This is a genomic window from Curtobacterium sp. JUb34 (assembly GCF_003755065.1).
GTDB lineage: Bacteria > Actinomycetota > Actinomycetes > Actinomycetales > Microbacteriaceae > Curtobacterium.
Genome location: NZ_RJVH01000004.1, coordinates 323,650 through 342,706 on the forward strand (window position 1 = coordinate 323,650; position 19,057 = coordinate 342,706).

A 19,057-nucleotide genomic window follows, 5' to 3' on the forward strand; every position below is an offset into this window, starting at 1 on the left:
TGGTCTCCCTCGGTCGTTCGGGTTCGGGTTCGGGGCTCAGGCTCGGGGCTCTCGGGGCTCTCGGGGCTCTCGGGGCTCTCGGGGCTCGGGGCTCAGTCGCGGGGCTTGGCCGCGAGCATGCGCTCGAGCGCGACCTTCGCGTCGGCCTGGACGTCGGCGGGCACGACGATCTCGTTGAGGACCTCGCCGCGGACCAGTGCCTCGAGCACCCAGGCGAGGTAGCCCGGGTGGATCCGGTACATCGTCGAGCACGGGCAGACGACCGGGTCGAGGCAGAAGATCGTGTGCTGCGGGTACTCGGCGGCGAGCCGGTTCACCATGTTGATCTCGGTGCCGATCGCGAACGTGGTCGGCTCGGTGGCCGCGGCGACGGTCTTCCGGATCAGGTCCGTGCTGCCGGCGTGGTCGGCGGCGTCGACGACCGCCATCGGGCACTCCGGGTGCACGATGACCTGCACGCCGGGGTGCTCGCGTCGGGCCTGCTCGATCTGGTCCACGGTGAAGCGACGGTGCACCGAGCAGAAGCCGTGCCAGAGGATGACCTTCGCCGCTTCGAGGTCACTCGTCTCGTTGCCGCCGAGGGGCTTCCTGGGGTTCCACATCGGCATCAGGTCGGTGCTGATCCCCATGGCCTTGGCGGTGTTGCGGCCGAGGTGCTGGTCCGGGAAGAAGAGCACGCGCTGCCCGCGCTCGAACGCCCACTCGAGCACCGTCGCGGCGTTCGAGCTGGTGCAGACGATGCCGCCGTTGCGCCCGCAGAAGGCCTTGAGGTCGGCGGCGGAGTTCATGTAGGTGACGGGGATGACGGGCACCCGGCCGTCGGCGTCGGGCTCCGTGCCGTAGACCGCGGTGAGCTCGGCCCAGGCGGCCTCGACGCTGTCGATGTCGGCCATGTCCGCCATCGAGCAGCCCGCGGCCAGGTTCGGCAGGATGACGCGCTGGTCGTCGCGGGCCAGGATGTCGGCGGTCTCGGCCATGAAGTGCACGCCGCAGAACACGATGGCCTCGGCGTCGGGCTTCGTCAGCGCCGCGTTGGCGAGCTGGAACGAGTCGCCGAGGAAGTCCGCGTGCCGGACGACCTCGTCGCGCTGGTAGAAGTGCCCGAGGACGACGACCCGGTCGCCGAGCGTGGCCTTCGCTCGCTCGATGCGCTCGTGCAACTCGTCGGTCGGCGCGGTCTTGTACTCGTCCGGCAGCACGCCCTGCCGCGGTGCGCTCGTCGGGATGACGTCGGTCATCGACGAGCCCGGGCCGTACCCGGGCCGGGAGTCGAAGTCCCACGTGGGCACGGCGAGGTCGGGCGTGCAGGTGCTGCCGGCGGCCTTGCCGTTCGAGATCAGTTCGATGGTCGTCGCGATGGACACGGTGGTTCCTGTCGGTTCTGCGGTGGTGTGCCCTGCTGCAGCGGGCCGTTGTCCGCGTAGGCCAGGTCGGGGTTCGAGCGGTACAGCCGGGCCGGACGGTGCCGACCCCCGCTCGTGGTCTCGTCGGTCGGCAGGATCGCGTCCGTCTTCTCGACCTGCCGACGGAAGTTCGCGGGGTCGAGCGCGCGCCCGAGCACCGCCTCGTACACCCCGCGCAGCTCGGCGAGGGTGAACCGGTCCCCCAGGAAGGCCTGGGCGATGCGGGAGTACGACATCTTGGTGCGGAGCCGCCAGAGCGCGTACTCGACGATGCGGTCGTGGTCGAAGGCGAGCGGCGGGTGCTCGTCGGCGAGGAACCAGCGGACGTTCCAGTCGTCCGGCACCACGTTCGCTTCGTCGGGGTGCACGAGCGCCCAGTACACGATCGACACGACCCGGCTCGGGGAGCGTCCGACGTCGCCGAACGCGTAGAGCTGCTCGAGGTACCGCGGCTGGACGTTCGTCGTCTCGCGCAGGCGGGCGGCGGCGGAGTCCTCGAGGCCCTCGTCGACGCCGACCCAGCCGCCGGGCAGCGCCCACGACCCCTCGAACGGCTCGGCGATCCGGCGCACCAGCGGCATCCACAGCGCCGGCGCTCCGGTGTCGGGGTGCGGGCGCAGCGCGACGATCACGGTCGAGACCGCGACGCGGATGCCTGCTTCGTCCATGCTGGACCTTCGTGTCATGTTGACCCGAAGTGTTCGGGTTGCGATGACACTATCACTGCTGGACGCTGTGCCGCGCCCCTCGGGGGTCGCCGGTCGTCACGAACCGGAAACAGATCGTCACGCGGCCGAAAACTCCGGGACGCCCCGCGTGGATACGGTGAGGCTCATGACGACGGTGACGAGGATGCATGCCGTGGTGTCGGGGACCGTCCAGGGGGTCGGCTTCCGGTACTGGACCGCACGGAAGGCCGACGGGCTCGACCTCGTCGGGTACGCCAGGAACCTCTGGGACGGCACCGTCGAGGTCGAGGCCGAGGGGCCGTCGGTCGCCGTGGAGACGCTGATGGAGTGCCTGCGGAGCGGACCACCGTCGGCCACCGTGACCGACGTCGAGCTCCGGCCCGTCGTGCCGCACGGCGACGCCGACGGGTTCGCGATCCTGCACTGACCCGGTCGCGCCGACCGTCCACCTGCGGATGTCGGCGCGAAGCGGAATAATCGAATCCACTCAGGCGGTTGCCCTGTCTGCGCGTTCCGCGCCACCTCGTTCCACCAGTCGTGATCCACCAGGAGCTCCCGCATGACCCAGGCCGTCGATTCCGCCCCCCGCACGGGAAGCGTCTCGCAACCGACCGCTGCCGAGACCCGACTCGTGATCGGGCTGCTGCTCGTCTCCGCGTTCGTCGTCATCCTCAACGAGACGATCATGGGCGTGGCCCTGCCGCGACTGATGGACGACCTCGGCATCAGTGCGGCGACGGGGCAGTGGCTGACCACCGGCTTCCTGCTCACGATGGCGGTCGTCATCCCGATCACCGGGTTCCTGCTGCAGCGGTTCAACACCCGGCCGGTGTTCGTCTGGGCGATGGGCCTGTTCTCGGCCGGCACCCTGATCGCCCTGCTCGCACCGGGGTTCACGCTGCTGCTCGTCGGACGCATCGTCCAGGCGAGCGGCACCGCGATCATGATGCCGCTCCTGATGACGACCGTGCTCACCCTCGTCGACCCGGCCCACCGCGGCCGCATCATGGGCAACATCTCGATCGTCATCTCGGTCGCGCCGGCCATCGGCCCGACGATCTCCGGGCTCATCCTCAACGCGTTCTCGTGGCGCTGGCTGTTCGGCTTCGTCCTGCCGATCGCGATCGCCGCGCTCATCCTCGGCATGGTGAAGGTCCGCAACGTCTCGACGCCCCGCAGGGCACCGCTCGACGTGTTCTCGGTGATCCTGTCGGCGTTCGCCTTCGGTGGGATCGTCTACGGCCTGTCCAGCATCGGCGAGGCCGGCACCACCGGCCTGTTCGTCCCGGTCACCGCGCTCGTCGTCGGTGCCGTCGCCCTGGCGCTGTTCATCGTCCGGCAGACCCGCCTGCAGCGCACCGACAGCGCCCTGCTCGACCTGCGCACCTTCCAGACCCGCGGCTTCACCGTCCCGATCGTCGCGATGGCGCTGAGCTTCATGGCGATGTTCGGCACGCTCATCCTGCTGCCGATCTACCTGGAGCGCGTGCTCGGGCTCGAGGTCCTGAACGTCGGACTGCTGCTGCTCCCCGGCGGGCTGCTCATGGGGCTCCTCTCCCCCATCGTCGGGCGCATCTACGACCGTCGCGGCCCGCGCGTACTGCTCATCCCCGGCTCGATCATCGTCAGCGCGGTGCTCTGGGCGCTCTCCACGGTCGGCGTGGACACCAGCGTGTGGTTCGTCCTCGGGGCGCACGTCGTGCTGAGCATCGGCCTGGCGCTCACCTTCACCCCGCTGTTCACGGCGGCGCTCGGCGGACTCCCCCCGAAGCTCTACTCGCACGGCAGCGCCGTCCTCGGCACGGCGCAGCAGCTCGCCGGAGCCGCCGGCACCGCCCTGTTCGTCACCCTGCTCACGATCGGCGCCGCCACCGCAGCGACCGGTGCCGGGGCGGACGCCGTGGCCGCTGCGACTGCCTCCGGCGTGAAGACCGCGTTCCTGGTCGGCGCGGTGATCTCGCTGTTCGGCATCCTGGCGTCGGTCTTCGTCACCCGTCCGGCGGTGCCCGAGGGCGCGCCGACGCCCCAGCCCGTGCACTGACCGCGGTGCCGCCCACGGGTCCTCGTGGCATCGTGGGCGGCATGCGGTCGACGGCGAGCGAACTGAACTGGTCCGGCACGGTCACCTACACGGCCGAGCGGGTCGTGCGTCCGGCCTCGATCGACGAGGCAGCCGAGGTCGTCGCCCGCTCCCCCCGGGTGCACGGACTCGGCACGCGGCACTCGTTCAACGACTCCGCCGACGCCCCGGGGGTCCTGCTCGACCTGACCGCCATCCCGACCGACCTGGTCGTCGACCCCGACCGGCGGACCGCGACGCTCGGCGCCGGCACCCGCTACGGCGACGTCGCCCCCGACCTCGACCGCGCCGGGTTCGCGCTGCACAACATGGGGTCGCTCCCGCACATCTCCGTCGGCGGCGCGGTCGCCACCGGCACCCACGGCTCCGGCACCACCCTCGGCTCGCTCACCACCGCGGTCCGGTCCCTCGAACTGCTCGGCTCCGACGGTTCGCTGCGGACCGTCGACCGCTCGGACCCGGCGTTCCCCGGCACCGTCCTGCACCTCGGGCTGTTCGGCATCGTGACCCGCGTCACGCTCGACCTCGAGCCCACGTACCGGATGCGACAGGACTCGTACGGGCCGTTCCCGTGGAGCACGTTCACCGACCACGTCGCCGAGGTCCACGCCGCCGGGTACTCGGTGTGCGCCTACACGGTGTTCGGCGACGAGGTCAGCGAGGCACTCGTGAAGTCCCGGGTGCCCGCCGGTGCCGACGACGTCCCCGTGCCGGACGACCTGTTCGGCGCACCCCGGCTGCCCGGCTCCTCCGGCGACGGCCACCACACGGCGCGTGACGGCTCGGTGGGACCGTGGTGGGACCGGCTGCCGCACTTCCCGATCGAGTCCGTACCGAGCCACGGGTCCGAGGTGCAGAGCGAGCACTTCGTCCCACTCCGGCACGCAGCGGCGGCACTCGACGCGCTGCGCGGGCTGGCTGGCCGCATCCAGCCGCACCTGCACGTGTGCGAGCTCCGGACGATGGCCGCCGACGAGCTCTGGTTGAGCCCGACCCAGGGCGAGGACGTGCTCTGCATCGCGTTCACCTGGCAGAAGCACCCGGAGGCGGTCGCCGCGCTGCTGCCCGACCTCGAGGCGCGGCTGGCGCCGTTCGACGGGCGACCGCACTGGGGGAAGATGAGCTCGCTCGACGGCGACGCGATCGCGGAGCTGTACCCACGGGTGGCGGACGTCCGCGACCTGATCGCACGAGCCGACCCGGACCGGACGTTCGCATCCGCGTTCGGCGAGCGGGTCCTGCGGGCCTGACCCGCGCCTCCCGTCCAGCCCTGCTGCGCTCCGGGAGGCCCGGTGCCGGTCCGCCACGGCCCTCACTGCAGGCGGGTGACCACCTTCGCATCCCCGTCCCAGTGGCGGAGACCGCCCACGGCGAGCACCTCGGGCAGGGGTGCGTCCGCGGCCAGGACGCGGAGCGCCGCGGGCAGGTCGACGTCGCGGATGCGCCGAGCGAGGGTGACGTGCGGCGCCCAGTGGCCGGGTCGCGACGAGTCGAGCGATCCCGGAGCGGCGGCGTCGAGCGCACGGTGGAAGCGGGCAAGTGACTCGTCGACGACCACACCGAGCCCGAGCACGTGTCGACCGGGGCCGGCGGGGAAGAGCAGGACGCCGGCGACGCGCACGGTCTCGGGCACCGCGACGTCGAGGTCCGTCGGGACGGGCAGGGCCTCGCCGGCCACGAGCGTGACGTGCGGGTCGTTCGTGCCCGAGTGGCCGAGGCTCGGCAGCTCCGCGGCGACGAGGGTCTGCCAGAGCGCCCGGACCACTGCGTCCGAGGGGCCGTCGAGGACGAGTTCGATGCTGCGCACGTACCGAGTGAACCAAGGGACCCCGTGACGGCGATGTAACACGGCGGAACGGAACTCGCACCGTGGACTCGCTCCCGTCACACTCGACTCCACGCCGCGGACCACCGCGGCTCCCCCGCACAGCACGGCCCACGAGGAGCACCAGCATGTCCGCAGCCCCCGCACTGCCCGAGAAGCCGAAGGGCAAGCGCCCGATCGGCTGGATCATCGCCGCCGTCATCGTCGTCGTGGCGATCGTCGTCGCCGTCATCGTCGGAGTCGTGCGCTCCGGTGGCGACAGCGGTGGCGCTGCCGCCGGTGACGCTGCGCCGAAGACCGTCACCATCGGTGTCTCGGACAAGTCGCTGCCGTACTGGAACACGTACGTGAAGGCCGCCAAGGAGCAGCTCAACGTCACCGTGAAGCTCCAGAACTTCTCGGACTACTCGCTGCCGAACCCTGCGCTCAAGGACGAGCAGATCGACATCAACCAGTTCCAGCACATCCAGTACCTGGCGAACTACAACGTCACCTCGGACGACGATCTGCAGCCGATCGGCGCGACGGCCGTCTACCCGCTGCCGCTCTACTCGACGAAGGTCTCCGACGTCGCCGACTTCGAGGACGGCGCGAAGGTCGCGATCCCGAACGACGCCATCAACGAGGCGCGTGCGCTCCTGGTCCTGCAGGCCGCTGACCTGCTCGAGCTCAAGGACGGCGGCAACGCCTTCTCGACGACCGCCGACATCACCTCGCACAAGGTCGACGTGCAGACGCTCGACGCCTCGCAGACCGCCAACGCCCTGCAGCAGGGTTCCGTCGAGGGAGCGATCGTCAACGTGAACTACGCCACCTCGGCCGGTCTCGACACCAAGGACGCGATCTTCCAGGACGACCCGAAGAGCGCCTCGGCCGCCCCGTACGTGAACGTCTTCGCCGTCCGCGACGCCGACAAGGACAACAAGACGTACCTCGACCTGGCGGAGTTGTTCCAGGACGACGCCGTGCAGAAGGTCTTCGCGAAGGACTACCCGGACGCCGTCCCGAGCGACGAGAGCGCGGCCTCGCTGCAGAAGGAGCTCGCGACGGTCGAGTCGGACGCGAAGGCGGCAGCGGAGTAGTGCCGGTCCTCGTCGAACTCCGCGGCGTCTCGAAGCACTACCGCCGCGCCGACACCGGCGAGACCGTGGTGGCCGTCGAGGACGTCTCCCTGGACGTGCACCAGGGAGAGGTCCTCGGCGTCATCGGGTACTCCGGTGCCGGCAAGTCCACCCTGGTCAGGCTGGTGAACGCACTCGAGCTCCCCAGCTCCGGGACCGTCACCGTGGCCGGCAAGGAACTGACGGCGATCCCCGAGCGGGACCGCCGTCTGGCGCGCCGCAACATCGGGATGATCTTCCAGCAGTTCAACCTGTTCCGGTCCCGCACCATCGCCGGCAACGTCGCGTACCCGCTCAAGGTCGCCGGCGTGCCGAAGGACGAACGCGACCGTCGCGTCGCGGAACTGCTCGACTTCGTCGGGCTCCTCGAGCGCGCCCACGCCTACCCGGAGCAGCTGTCCGGTGGGCAGAAGCAGCGCGTCGGGATCGCCCGCGCGCTCGCAGCGTCACCCGACCTGCTGCTCGCCGACGAGGCCACCAGCGCCCTGGACCCGGAGACCACCTCCGAGGTCCTCGGGCTGCTCCGCCGCGTGAACAAGGAACTCGGCGTCACCATCATCGTCATCACGCACGAGATGGACGCCGTCCGCCAGATCGCCGACCGCGTCGCCGTGATGGAGCAGGGACGCGTCGTCGAGGTCGGGGACGTCTACGACGTGTTCTCCGCCCCGAAGACGGGTGCTGCGCAGCGGTTCGTCCGCACCGCGCTGCACGACCGCCCGTCTCCGGACACGCTCGCTCGCCTGCGCGAACGGCACCCCGGGCGCCTGGTGACCGTGCAGATCACCGACGAGGCCGGGCTGCAGAATCGGATCGACGCCGTGTTCCGGTCCGCCGGGGTCACCGCCGAGCTCGTCTACGGCGGGGTCGGCGAGATCCGCGAGCGTCGGATCGGGTCGCTCACCTACGAGCTGACCGCCGGCGGGGTTGCTGGTGCTGGTGCGCCCGACGCCGTCGACCGCGCCGTCGCCGCCCTGCGCGCCGACGGGGTCACGACCGACGAGGAGGCAGCCGCGTGAACAACTCGTTCCAGAGCGTGATCGACACGTTCGACGTCTTCCTGGCCGCCATGCGCGACACCATCGTGATGTCGCTCGTGTCGCTCGTCATCGCCGGGATCATCGGACTCGCCCTCGGACTGCTGCTCTACGCGACCCGACCGGGCAACCTGCTCGGCAACCGCACCGCGTACACGATCATCAACGTCGTCGTGAACCTGGTCCGGCCGATCCCGTTCGTGATCTTCCTCGCCGCGATCGCCCCGCTGTCCCGCGTCGTGGTGCAGACCACCATCGGCGTCCCCGCGGTGACGTTCGCGATCTCGCTGGCAGCGGCCTTCGCGGTGTCGCGCATCGTCGAGCAGAACCTGCTCGCGGTGGACCCCGGCGTCGTCGAGGCGGCGCGGGCGTCGGGCGCACACCCGGTCTCGATCCTGCTGACCGTCCTCATCCCGGAGGGCCTCGGGCCGCTCATCCTCGGCTACACCTTCATCTACATCGGCATCGTCGACATGACGGCGCAGGGTGCGTTGATCGGTGGCGGAGGACTCGGCGAGTACGCGATCACCTACGGCTCGCAGCGGTACGACTGGTGGATCGTCTACGTGTCGGTGGCAGCGATCGTCGTCATCGTGCAGCTCGGCCAGTTCGTCGGCAACCGGTTGGCGCGCGCGACCCTGCGTCGCTGACGCGGGCGCGCCCCGCGCGGCGCGTGCTGCGAGCTCGGCACGTGCCGTGGACGTGACTGCCTGGAGGCCCGGTGCCGGTTCCTGGAACCGGCACCGGGCCTCCAGTGCGTTGCCGCGTTGCGGGCGCGCCCCGCGTCGTCCGCCGAGCGGTCGACAGCGCCCACGACTCGCCGCACGCGATCCGCCGAGGTTCCACGACGCGCCGCGAGCGATCCGCCTCGGTTCCACGAACGCACGCTGGGGCCCTCGAGGTTCCGAAATCTCGGAGTGTCGGGCAGCGGGCCGGGCGGCCCGGACGGGACGGGTTCTGGTCGCCGCTCGATGCCGTCCCCGCCCGGTCCCGGCTCGCCGAGGTTCCACGACTCGCCGCACGCGATCCGCCGAGGTTCCACGAACGCCCGCTGCGAGCGCCGAGATTCCGAGATTTTGGAACCTCGGGGGCAAGCAGGCTGGGGCGAGCCGGGCCGGGCCGGGCCGGGCCTGGTCAGGCGGCCGGGGACTCGACGGTCTCGACGGTGCCGGTCGCTCCGGGGTGCTCGTAGTGCGCGCGCACCAGGATCGGACGGTGGTCGGAGATGCCCGCCGGGAGGGTCTCGACCCCGGCGATGTGCAGCCCGACGCTCGTCGCGAAGTCGAAGTGCCCCGTGAACTTGCGGTAGCGCAGGTAGGTCGGCTGGTCGGAGAGCGACAGCGCGAAGCCGTGCTGTTCGATCTTGCGACGCAGGTTCGTCTGGAACCAGGGGTAGTTGAAGTCGCCGACCATGACGGCGGGGACGTCCTTCGCCAGCTCGCGCAGGAACTGGTGCGCCGCCTCGATCTGCTTGCGGCGCAGGGAGTTCGTCGCGGTCAGCGGTGAGGCGTGGAACGAGGCGACGACGACCTCGGCGTCGGCCTCGTTGTCGCGCAGGTGCATGGCAATGAGCCGCTCGTGCGCGGGCGCGAGGACCCGGTCGTGCAGGGACTTCTGCAGCGAGTGGATGCTGAAGTCCTGCACCTCGAAGCGGTCGTCGCGCTTGTAGATGGCGAGTCCGAGGCGGTTCGTACGGGTCGACGCGGCGAGGGAGAGCCCGCCGATCGACGGCGCCAGGTCGTTGCTGTCGCACTCCTGCACGCAGATGACGTCGGCGTCGGAGGCCTCGGCCAGGGCGGCGAGTTCACCGTTCGCGGTGTGCTCGCGGAGGTTGTAGCTGACGACCCGGAGGGCAGTGGGCGGCACGCCTGCGTCGGTGGCGATCGTGCTCTGCTGTTCTGGCGCGGCCATGCTGCCTTCCTGTCCGGGTGGTCCGGGTCACCCTGCCGCGGCAACGGTACTCGGCGTTCGCAAACGGATGCTGAGACTGTAACGCCTGTCGGGTTTCGCGCGTGTGACCGTGACGGAAACGGACAGCCCCGCGGGGCGTGCGCGCGGCCGCGCGGAACCGGCAGCGCCGCGCGGTGTGGGACGGATCAGGCGCGGACCCGGCGGGCGGGGCGGACGGTGTCCCCCGCTGTGCGGCTCATCAGGATGCCCTCGACGCACGCGACGGCGAGCAGCGCCGCGATGACCCAGAACGCGACGGTGTACGGGCCGTCGCCTCCGAGCCCACCGGCCGCACGGATGACGACCGCGGCGACGGCGACGCCGAAGCCGGCGGCGGTCTGCTGCAGCGTCGACGAGAGGGTGTTCGCGGGGGTCATGTCGGCCTGCTCGACGTCGGCGAAGGCGATGGTGTTGTACGCCGTGAACCCGACGGAACGGGCGGCTCCGCTGACGACGAGCAGGACGGCCAGCAGCCAGAACGGGGTGTCCTCGGTCATGAACGCCATCGCGACGACGGTCAGCGCCGCGACGGCACTCGACACGATGATCACCGGGCGGTACCCGAACCAGCGCAGGAACGGGGTCGTCATCGGCTTGATGCCGAGGTTGCCGACGAAGACCCACAGCACGGCGGACCCGGCGAGCACGGCACTCCAGCCCCAGGCGTCCTGGAACAGCAGCGGGAGCACGAACGGCACCGCGGAGACCGCCAGCCGGAACAGGCTGCCGCCGGCGTGCGACACCCGGAAGGTCTCGAGCCGGAACGCCTCGAGCCCCATGATCGGGTGCGGTGCCCGGCGGAAGTGCCGGATCGCGAACCAGCAGCAGACGGCTCCGACGACGCCGGACACGATGGCGGCCAGGACCGGGATGACGTCGAGCGCGAGCAGGGACGCCATCACGACGAGCGACCCGAGGCCGAAGCACGCCAGCAACGACCCGAACCAGTCGAACGGCACGCGCTGCGCCGCGCGCTCCTGCGGGACGAGCACGAGCGCGGCGACGAACGCGATGACGCCGAGCGGGATGTTGATCAGGAAGATCCAGTGCCACGTGAGGGTGTCGACGAGCACGCCGCCGATGAACGGGGCGATGATCGGCGCGGCCAGCGCCGGCCAGGTCAGGATCGCGATGGCCGTGACGAGCTGCTCGCGGCCGGCGCTCCGCAGCACCACGAGCCGGCCGACGGGCACCATGAGCGCACCGCCGAGCCCCTGCAGGATGCGCCAGAGCGTCAGGTCGACGAGGCCGGTCGACATCGCACACAGCGCCGACGCGATCGTGAAGAGGGCGATCGCGCCCGCGAAGACCGTGCGGGATCCGATCCGGTCGGTGAGCCAGCCCGAGACGGGGATGAAGACCGCCAGTGTGACCAGGTAGGCGGTGATCGCGACGCCGACGGCGGCGGAGTCGACGCCGAGGTCGCGTCCCATCGCCGGTGCTGCGGTCGCCAGGATCGTGCCGTCGAGGAGCTCCATGAAGAAGGTGCCCGCCACGAGCACGGCGACCGCCGTGCTGCCCGTCCGTCGTCTGGGTGTCGTCGTCATCGTCGCCATGTCGCGTCAAAGGCTATGCCCACCGCGGCGTCACGCGACGATCCGCGTCGCGAGCTTCCGCCGCCTGGTTGTGCATTGCAGAATGATGCGCACCAGCGCGTTGCCCCGGCGGTCCGCCGAGCGGGAGCGTGGGGGCAGCGCGACGACAGGAGGCACACCGATGACCGACGCCGACACGACGACCGGGACCGTGACCACGAAGGGCGCCTGGGATCCGGCAGCGAGCGCGCCGCACCACGTCCTCGACCACGCCCACCTGCCGGTGATGACCCTGCGCGAGTCCGCCCTGGCGAACAACACCGCCGTCATGCAGGCCTACGTCGACCGCCACGACCTGCTGTTCGCACCGCACATGAAGACCCACATGGCGCCGGACCTCGCCGCGCGGCAGATCGACGCCGGGGCCTGGGGCGTCACGGTCGCGTCCGTCCAGCAGGCGATGGTCGCGTGGGAGCACGGCGTGCACCGCATCCTCGTCGCGAACGAGGTCCTCGACCCCGCGGGCCTCGCCTGGCTCGCGTCCCGGCGCACGGTCGACCCGGACGCCGACGTCCTCTGCTCCGTCGACTCCGCAGCGGGTGTCGCCGCCGCGGTCGCCGCACAGGGGGCCGTCGGCGGCGAGCTGCACGTCCTGGTCGAACTCGGGTTCCCGGGCGGCCGCACCGGGGTCCGCTCCCCTGACGACGCGCGTGCCCTCGCGCGCCTCGTCCACGACGCCGGGCTCGCGCTCCGCGGTGTCTCCGGGTACGAAGGCGGGCTGCCCGGCGTCGACGCTGCGCGCGAGTACGTCGACGGCGTGCTCGACGTCGCCGAGGACGTCCGCGGGCTCGTCGACGGTCGCGGGCTCCTCAGCATGGGCGGCAGCGCCTGGTTCGACGCCGTCGTCGACGCCGTGGCACGACGCACGGACGACCTCGACGTACTGCTGCGTTCGGGTGCCTACCTGACCCACGACGACGGCTTCTACGCCGAGCGCACGCCGTTCGGCCGGCACCCGGCCGAGGGATCGCTCGTCGCCGCGATCGAGGTGTGGGGACGCGTCACGTCCTGCCCCGAGCCGGGGCTCGCCCTCGTCGCGGTCGGGAAGCGCGACATCTCCTTCGACGAAGGGCTGCCGGTCGTGCGGGCGGTCCGGCCAGGAGGCACGGCGGGCGCCGCGCAGGTCGTCCCACCATCCGGGGCGGTCACCGTCACCCGCCTCGACGACCAGCACTGCTACCTCGCGCTGGCGGACGGGGCCCCCGAGCTCACGCCCGGCGACGTCGTCGTGTTCGGCATCTCGCACCCCTGCACGGTGTTCGACAAGTGGCGGCAGGTGCACGTGCTCGCCGACGACGACACCGTGCTCCGGACGATCGCGACGTGGTTCTGATGCGCGCGACCACGGCTGTCCCGGTGCCGACGGACGGCGACGGACCCGCGCGCAACGCTGCGCTGTCGCTGCGCCGCGGGCTCCGCCTGCTCGACTGCATCGCGGACCGCACCCGCAGCGGCGCGGTGTCCGTGAGCCTGTCCGTGCTGGCCGACGAGCTCGGCACGTCGAAGTCGACGGTGCTCCGGCTGACCGCCCCGATGCTCGAGAACGACCTGCTGCGCCGCACCCCGGACGCCGGGTTCACGCTCGGGCTCGGCGCCCTGCTGCTCGGGCAGAGCTACCTCGAGGGCATCGACCTGCGCTCCGCCGCCGCACCGTTCCTGCGCCGGACCGCGGAGCAGACCGGGCTGACGTGCCACCTCGTGGTGCCGGACGGCACCGACATCGTCTACGTCGACAAGGTCGAGACCCGCGGCACGGTGCGGATGGGGTCGCGCATCGGCAACCGCCTGCCCATGCGGAACACCGCCTCCGGCAAGGCGATCGTCGCGTTCGGCGAACCGGAGCTGCTCGACCGCGTGCTCGCCGAACCGGCCCAGGTCATGACGGAGCACACCATCACCGACGACGACCGCTGGCGGCACGAGGTCGACCGCACACACGGTCGCGGGTACGGCATCGACGACCGCGAGAACGAACCGGACATCCGGTGCGTCGCCGCCCCGGTGTTCGACCACGCGAACCAGGTGGTCGGCGCGATGAGCATCTCGGGGCTCGCGTCGCGGTTCCCCGCTGCCGCGGTCCGCGAACTCGGCGACGGCGTCGTGCGGACCGCACACGAGATCTCGGTCGCGCTGGGGTCCTCGTCGGCGCAGCTCGCACTCGCGCGGAGTGCCCGGTGACCGGCTCGGTGCTGACGTTCGGCGAGACGATGCTGCTCCTGACCGGACGCGACGTCGGTGCGGTGCCGGACCTGGAGCACATGCGGGTCGACACCGGCGGAGCCGAGAGCAACGTCGCGATCGGTCTGGTCCGCGCCGGGGTGCCGGCCACGTGGCTCGGTCGGGTCGGCACGGACCCCGCCGGCGACCGGGTCACCGCCGACATCGGGAACGAAGGCGTCGAAGTGCTCGCCGTCCCGGACGCCGAACGCTCCACCGGCATCATGATGAAGGAGCGGCTGCTCGACGGCCGCACGCGGGTCACCTACCACCGCCGGGGTTCGGCCGGGTCGGCGTTGACGGCGACCGACCTGCCCGGCAGCATCGTCGAGACGGCGGCGCTCGTGCACGTCACGGGCATCACCCTCGCGCTCTCCGAGTCCGCGCGGGACACCGTGACGGCGGCCCTCGACCGGGCGTCCGCCGCCGGCGTGCCGGTGTCCTTCGACGTCAACCACCGGCCGAAGCTCATCGGCGCCGACGCTGCACGTGACCGGTACCGGGCCGTCGCCGCCCGTTCCGCGGTGGTCTTCGCCGGGGACGACGAGGCACGGCTCGTGCTCGGCCGTGACGAGCAGGACGACGACGAGGAATCGCTCGCGCACGAGCTCGCCGCACTGGGACGGGGCCGCGCGGTCGTGAAGCTCGGCTCCCGCGGCGCGGTGGCGTCGATCGACGGCGAGTTCCTCCGGCGACGCGCGACCCCGGTGCGCGTCGTCGACCCGGTCGGTGCCGGTGACGCCTTCGTCGCGGGGTGGCTCGCGGCGAGCCTCGGCGGAGCGGACGCTGCCGAGGCACTCGACCGAGCCGCCGACGCCGGCGCACTCGCCTGCACCGTCGAGAGCGACTGGCGCCGCCCGGACCCCGAGGCACTGCACCACGCTCCGGACCCGTCGGACACCGACCACGCCGTGCACGACCGCGTCGACCGTTGACGCCGTGCCCGCCGCAAACCACCACTCGAGGAAGCGCACCATGACGAACGACACCACGAGCACCGAGCAGCACGCCGGTGCGCGGCACCGCCACCAGGCCGGTCCGGCGATCGCGATCCTCCGCGGCGGCACCGGCGACCACGTCGAGGCCGTCGTCGCCACGCTGGTCGAGTCCGGCGTGACGGCCATCGAGATCACCACGAACACCCCGCGGTGGCGCGAGGGCATCGCCTGGGCGGTCGAGCGGTACGGTTCCGCGGCGTCGATCGGCGTCGGCACCGTGCTCGACGTCCGCCAGCTCGACGAGGCCGCCGCGGCCGGAGCCTCGTTCGCGGTGAGCCCGCACCTCGACGCCGAACTCGGTGAGCGGGCGCACGAGCGCGGCCTCGGGTGGTACCCGGGCGCCGCGACCCCGACCGAGATCGTCCGCGCCTGGCAGCTCGGCGCCCGTGCGGTGAAGGTGTTCCCGGCGGCGCAGCTCGGCGGCCCCGCGTTCCTGCGGCAGGTCCTGGCGCCACTCGACTTCGTCGACGTCATCCCGACCGGCGGCATCGGTGTCGACGACGCCCCGGACTACCTGGCCGCCGGCGCGGTCGCCGTCGGGCTCGGCTCCCCGCTCGTCGGCGATGCGTTGACCTCGGGCGACCTCGACGCCCTGCGAGCGCGGGCCGGCCGCCTCGTCGCGGCGCTCGACCGATGACCGTCCCGGGGAGCACGACCGGCGGTCCGGTCCTGCTGCGCGGCGGGGCAGTGCTCGGCGTGGACGGCGCTCCGGTGCGCGCCGACGTCCTCGTCGCCGACGCCGTGATCCGCGCCCTCGGCCCGGACCTGGACGCCCCCGTCGACGCGCACGTGATCGACTGCGACGGCCGACTGGTGCTGCCGGGCTTCGTCGACGCGCACTCGCACGCCGGTTCGCTCGTGTTCGACGAGGGGGTGCAGCTCGCGCTCCTGCGGCAGGGCGTGACCACGATCGTGACCGGACAGGACGGTGTCGGGCCGGCCCCTGGCGACGGTTCGTACGCCGACACGTACTTCGCCGCCATCGACGGCCCCCACCCGTCGTACCGGGGTGGCGGGGTCGACGGGCTGCTGACGACCTACGACGGCACCACCCCGATCAACGTCGCGACGCTCGTCCCCGCCGGCACGGTCCGTCACCAGGTCATGGGCGACGACCCGGGGCCGGCGGACAGCGCACAGCTGGCGGCGATGCGCGAGCTCGTGCGCGACGGCCTCGCGGACGGAGCGGTCGGTCTGGCGACGGGTCTCGACTACGTCCCCGGCCTGTTCGCCGACACCGCCGAGCTCACCGCGCTCTGCACCGAGGTCGCCGCCGTCGACGGCCTGTACGTCTCGCACATGCGCGGTGGCTACGAGGGCAACGCCCGCGCAGGCCTCGACGAGATCGCCGCCATCGTGCGTGGGTCGGGTGTCCGGGCGCACGTCTCCCACCTGCACGCCCCCGTCGACCTCGCGGTGACCGCACTCGCCGCACTCGAGGCCGAGGGCGCCCCGATGTCGTTCGACGCCTACCCGTACTCGCGCGGCTGCACGATCCTGTCGATGCTGCTCCTGCCCGCGGCCCTCGCCCGGCCCGGCACCGAGGACCTCGCCCACGCGATCGCCGACGACGGGGGGCGCGCCGCGGTCCGTGCCGCCGTGCTCGACCGCGTGCTGTCCCGCGCCGACCTCGGCACCGGGTGGGCCGAGCAGATCACGCTGTCGCACGTGCCCGCCGCCGAGTTCCACGCGCTGCAGGGACGGACCCTGGCCGACGCCGCCGAGGCCACCGGGACGGATCCGGTCGACCTGGCGCTCGACGTCCTGGTCGACTCGGCGCTGCAGGTCACCGCCGTGATGCGCGTGCCCCGACCCCGGACCGCCGACGACCTCGCGCCGCTCTTCCGGCTGCCCGGGCACACGGCCGGGTCCGACGGCATCTTCGTGGGCACGCACCCGCACCCCCGGGCGTACGGCACGTTCGCGCGCTACCTGCAGGACTTCGCGCGCACCGGGCTCCTGACGTGGTGCGAGGCCTCCCGGCACCTGTCGACGACCGCCGTCGAGCGACTCGGGCTCGGACGACGCGGCACGGTGGCGGTCGGGGCGGTCGCGGACCTGGTGGTCGTCGATCCCGATCGGGTGGCGGCGCGGTCGAGCTACGACGAACCGATGCGCCTGGCCGAGGGCATCGACGACGTCCTCGTCGCCGGCGCCCCCGTGCTCGTCGACGGCGGCCTGACGCACGCGACCCCCGGCGCCGGGCTGCGCCGCTGTCCGGGTCGGATCGACCACGAGCAGGGAGCAGCAGGCACCGGGGGCCGGTGAGGCTTCACACAGCCTGCCCGGTCGTCACGAGGCGCTGGGCAGCACCGCGACGACGTCGATCTCGACCAGGATGTTCGCCAGGTGCGACTGCACGGTCGTGCGGACCGGGTACGGCTGCGAGAAGTGCTTCGCGTACTCCTCGTTGAAGGCCGGGAAGTCGCGGTCGGAGTGCTCGAGGTGCACCGTGGACTTCACGACGTCGTCGAGCGTGGCACCGTGCTCGGCGAGGACCGCTGCGACGTTGGCCAGCACCTGGGCGGTCTGTCCGGCCACGTCGTCGGCGATCGCGCCGGTGGCGGGGTCCTGCGGGCCGAACCCGGCGGTGTAGATGAAGCCGTTGGCGACGATGCCCTGGCTGTAGGGTCCGGCGGGCTTCGGGGCGTCGTCGGTCACGATGGCGGTCTTCGGCGCGGTGGGGTTCGGCACGGTTGCTCCTGGGTTCGTCGGTCGTCGGCGGAGACTCCAGGCTAGGCGGAGGCCGTGCGGTGGTGCCGACCACGCGACCGACGCTTTCCGCACTGCAGAACGCGGGGCGTGCCTCCCGTCCGGGGTGCCGCACCGATCACCCAGGTGGAGGGCGACTACCCTGGCCGGGTGCCGTCCTCCCTGCCCGAACGCCGCCGAGCGCGCGCGTGAGCCGGCTGGACGGCGCGGTCACCGGGACCGCCGCGAGCGGACGGCGCCGCGCACTCGACACCGTCACCTCCCTGCCGGCGTGGGCGGCCGTGCTGCTCGTCTGGACCGGCGGCCGGATCGTGTCGACGCTCTGGCTGGCGCTCGCGTACCCGCTCATCGGCAGGGCGATGCCGGACAACGCCATCTGGGGCAACGAGCACGGCTTCACGGCGTTCCTCACCGCCTGGGACGGGCAGTACTACGAGCAGATCTCGTTGCACGGCTACCCCGACGTGCTGCCGGTCGACGCGCTCGGCAACGTGGCCCAGAACGCCTGGGCCTTCCTGCCGGCCTTCCCGTTCACGATCCGGATGCTCACGGCCTCGACCGGGCTGCCGTTCACCGTCGGCGCACCGCTCATCTCCGTCCTCGCCGGCCTGCTGGCGACCTACCTGCTGCACCGTCTCGTCCGTGACCGTGCGGGCAACGCCGCGGCGATGTGGGCGGTCTTCTTCTTCACGTGCGGTCCGCTGTCGTTCCTGCTGCAGGTCGGCTACGCGGAGAGCATGTTCCTCGCGCTCACGTTCGGCGCGCTGCTGGCCCTGGAACGTCGGCGGTACGGGCTGCTCACCGTGCTCGGGGTCGCCGCCGCCTTCACCCGTCCGGGTGCGTTGGCCGTCCCGCTCGTGCTCGGGGTCATCGCCCTGGTGCGGTGGGTCCGGGCGCGCCGTGAGACCGGGCGCGTACTCGACACGTTCCCGCTCCGTGAACAGGTGCAGGTCGTCGCCGCAGGCGTCGTGATGGTCGCGGCGGGACTCGCGTGGCCCGTCATCGCGTCGCACGTGACGGGGACGCCGAACGCCTACCTCGAGACCGAGATGTCCTGGTGGGTGAACTTCATCGGCCGCGTGGACTTCGTGCCGCTGTCGCCGTGGTTCCTCATCGCGGGGCGCTGGCTCGGCGTCGGCGGGATCCTCATCGTCGTGTTCCTGCTGGTCGGGTTCCCGATCTGGCTGCTCCGCCGGTCGACGAAGCGGCTCGGGTCGACGACCGTGCTGTACTCGGCCGCGTACGCGCTGTACATCTTCGCGGTGTCGCTGCCGATGGCCTCGACCCCGCGGCTGCTGATGCCCCTGGCGCCGTTGTTCGGCTCGCCGGAGCTCGTCGCGAAGCCCTGGATGCGGTGGACGTTCGTCACCGCGGCGCTGGCCGGGCAGCCGGTGCTCGTCGCGGTGCTCTGGCTGCTCGGGCCCCCGTAG

The 19,057-nt window shown here is 72.0% G+C and carries 18 protein-coding genes; 12 read left to right on the forward strand and 6 right to left on the reverse strand.

Annotation, left to right across the window (positions count from 1 at the left end; translation table 11 throughout):
- Window positions 1–92: 92 nt before the first annotated feature.
- Window positions 93–1,364: a quinolinate synthase NadA gene (gene nadA, locus EDF63_RS15570; RefSeq protein ID WP_123313902.1), complete on the reverse strand. Its 1,272-nt coding sequence runs from the start codon at window positions 1,362–1,364 to the stop codon at window positions 93–95.
- Window positions 1,337–2,071: an NrtR DNA-binding winged helix domain-containing protein gene (locus EDF63_RS15575; protein WP_123313903.1), complete on the reverse strand. Its 735-nt coding sequence runs from the start codon at window positions 2,069–2,071 to the stop codon at window positions 1,337–1,339. Before EDF63_RS15575 ends, nadA begins: the two co-directional genes overlap by 28 nt.
- Before the next feature lie 166 nt (window positions 2,072–2,237).
- Here EDF63_RS15575 and EDF63_RS15580 point away from each other — a divergent pair, with 166 nt between their 5' ends.
- The 3 genes from EDF63_RS15580 to EDF63_RS15590 all read left to right on the forward strand — a co-directional run bounded on the left by EDF63_RS15580 (window position 2,238) and on the right by EDF63_RS15590 (window position 5,422).
- On the forward strand, window positions 2,238–2,519 hold the full coding sequence (locus EDF63_RS15580; RefSeq protein ID WP_228511574.1) for an acylphosphatase: 282 nt from the start codon (window positions 2,238–2,240) through the stop codon (window positions 2,517–2,519).
- Window positions 2,520–2,651: 132 nt separating this feature from the next.
- Window positions 2,652–4,133 (forward strand): MDR family MFS transporter, encoded by a 1,482-nt coding sequence (locus EDF63_RS15585; protein ID WP_123313904.1) that lies wholly within the window; start codon window positions 2,652–2,654, stop codon window positions 4,131–4,133.
- A gap of 41 nt (window positions 4,134–4,174) precedes the next feature.
- Window positions 4,175–5,422, forward strand: coding sequence for an FAD-binding protein (locus EDF63_RS15590; RefSeq protein ID WP_123313905.1), 1,248 nt, complete (start codon window positions 4,175–4,177; stop codon window positions 5,420–5,422).
- Window positions 5,423–5,484: 62 nt separating this feature from the next.
- Here the strand turns inward: EDF63_RS15590 and EDF63_RS15595 are convergent, their stop codons facing one another.
- Window positions 5,485–5,979 carry a 2'-5' RNA ligase family protein gene (locus EDF63_RS15595; RefSeq protein ID WP_185021461.1) on the reverse strand — a complete coding sequence of 165 codons (495 nt, stop codon included), beginning with the start codon at window positions 5,977–5,979 and terminating at the stop codon, window positions 5,485–5,487.
- A gap of 146 nt (window positions 5,980–6,125) precedes the next feature.
- Between EDF63_RS15595 and EDF63_RS15600 the strand changes: the two genes are divergently transcribed.
- Genes EDF63_RS15600 through EDF63_RS15610 form a run of 3 tightly spaced genes read left to right on the forward strand, consistent with a single transcriptional unit; the run spans window position 6,126 to window position 8,805 of the window.
- Window positions 6,126–7,079 carry a MetQ/NlpA family ABC transporter substrate-binding protein gene (locus EDF63_RS15600; protein WP_123313907.1) on the forward strand — a complete coding sequence of 318 codons (954 nt, stop codon included), beginning with the start codon at window positions 6,126–6,128 and terminating at the stop codon, window positions 7,077–7,079.
- A complete protein-coding gene (locus EDF63_RS15605) occupies window positions 7,079–8,137 on the forward strand; it encodes a methionine ABC transporter ATP-binding protein (RefSeq protein WP_123313908.1) in 1,059 nt (352 codons plus the stop codon). Before EDF63_RS15600 ends, EDF63_RS15605 begins: the two co-directional genes overlap by 1 nt.
- Before the next feature lie 50 nt (window positions 8,138–8,187).
- The gene (locus EDF63_RS15610) at window positions 8,188–8,805 is read left to right on the forward strand and encodes a methionine ABC transporter permease (RefSeq protein ID WP_123314086.1); all 618 of its coding nucleotides are present in this window, start codon (window positions 8,188–8,190) and stop codon (window positions 8,803–8,805) included.
- Window positions 8,806–9,289: 484 nt separating this feature from the next.
- Here the strand turns inward: EDF63_RS15610 and EDF63_RS15615 are convergent, their stop codons facing one another.
- Both EDF63_RS15615 and EDF63_RS15620 read right to left on the reverse strand, forming a co-directional pair.
- On the reverse strand, window positions 9,290–10,066 hold the full coding sequence (locus EDF63_RS15615; RefSeq protein ID WP_123313909.1) for an endonuclease/exonuclease/phosphatase family protein: 777 nt from the start codon (window positions 10,064–10,066) through the stop codon (window positions 9,290–9,292).
- Between the two features lie 185 nt (window positions 10,067–10,251).
- Window positions 10,252–11,661: an MFS transporter gene (locus EDF63_RS15620; RefSeq protein WP_221180573.1), complete on the reverse strand. Its 1,410-nt coding sequence runs from the start codon at window positions 11,659–11,661 to the stop codon at window positions 10,252–10,254.
- Window positions 11,662–11,821: 160 nt separating this feature from the next.
- On the opposite strand from EDF63_RS15620, the gene EDF63_RS15625 reads away from it, so the two are divergent.
- The 5 genes from EDF63_RS15625 to EDF63_RS15645 are packed head-to-tail and all read left to right on the forward strand — an operon-like array spanning window position 11,822 to window position 17,183.
- Window positions 11,822–13,033, forward strand: coding sequence for an alanine racemase (locus tag EDF63_RS15625; RefSeq protein WP_185021462.1), 1,212 nt, complete (start codon window positions 11,822–11,824; stop codon window positions 13,031–13,033).
- Window positions 13,033–13,878: an IclR family transcriptional regulator gene (locus tag EDF63_RS15630; protein ID WP_123313912.1), complete on the forward strand. Its 846-nt coding sequence runs from the start codon at window positions 13,033–13,035 to the stop codon at window positions 13,876–13,878. Before EDF63_RS15625 ends, EDF63_RS15630 begins: the two co-directional genes overlap by 1 nt.
- Window positions 13,875–14,852, forward strand: coding sequence for a sugar kinase (locus EDF63_RS15635; RefSeq protein ID WP_123313913.1), 978 nt, complete (start codon window positions 13,875–13,877; stop codon window positions 14,850–14,852). The genes EDF63_RS15630 and EDF63_RS15635 overlap by 4 nt, the downstream gene beginning before the upstream one ends.
- Window positions 14,853–14,892: 40 nt before the next feature.
- Entirely contained in the window at window positions 14,893–15,552 is a 660-nt protein-coding gene (locus EDF63_RS15640) for a bifunctional 4-hydroxy-2-oxoglutarate aldolase/2-dehydro-3-deoxy-phosphogluconate aldolase (RefSeq protein ID WP_123313914.1), read from the forward strand.
- Window positions 15,549–17,183, forward strand: a complete 1,635-nt coding sequence (locus EDF63_RS15645) for an amidohydrolase family protein (RefSeq protein ID WP_123313915.1) — start codon at window positions 15,549–15,551, stop codon at window positions 17,181–17,183. Before EDF63_RS15640 ends, EDF63_RS15645 begins: the two co-directional genes overlap by 4 nt.
- Before the next feature lie 24 nt (window positions 17,184–17,207).
- On the opposite strand, the gene EDF63_RS15650 is transcribed toward EDF63_RS15645, so the two are convergent.
- Window positions 17,208–17,609 carry a RidA family protein gene (locus EDF63_RS15650; protein ID WP_123313916.1) on the reverse strand — a complete coding sequence of 134 codons (402 nt, stop codon included), beginning with the start codon at window positions 17,607–17,609 and terminating at the stop codon, window positions 17,208–17,210.
- Between the two features lie 206 nt (window positions 17,610–17,815).
- Between EDF63_RS15650 and EDF63_RS15655 the strand changes: the two genes are divergently transcribed.
- A complete protein-coding gene (locus EDF63_RS15655) occupies window positions 17,816–19,057 on the forward strand; it encodes a hypothetical protein (protein WP_123313917.1) in 1,242 nt (413 codons plus the stop codon).